This is a genomic window from Oleiphilus sp. HI0067, assembly GCF_001635735.1.
On sequence record NZ_LWFI01000788.1, the window covers coordinates 1 to 291 of the forward strand.

The window sequence follows — 291 nt, forward strand, 5'->3', positions numbered from 1 at the left end:
CGTGGCTTCCTATAGCCGTAACGCTTTCCGGATTGATGTTTAGGCGAGTTAGGAAGTCGTTCGTGCTTTTACCAATGAACTTCCCCAGTTCATGATCTACTCGACCAAAACGCTCTAGCTCTTCATCAGAGTTTGAATCACAGAGTTGGGATAAGGCGTGTCGCAATTTTTCCGGTAGTTTTATGCAATCAGATTGAACTGTATGGATCTTATTGTCCTCGAATTTAACGAGGGCAATATCAAGGCCGTCTATGCTAGTGCCTGAAATGCAGCCTATATAGAGTTGTTGGC

1 protein-coding gene is annotated in these 291 nt (G+C 44.3%); it reads right to left on the reverse strand.

Annotation, left to right across the window (positions count from 1 at the left end):
* Nucleotides 1-291: anhydro-N-acetylmuramic acid kinase (locus A3739_RS08535; RefSeq protein WP_197472208.1), on the reverse strand; the 291-nt coding region annotated here is incomplete at both ends.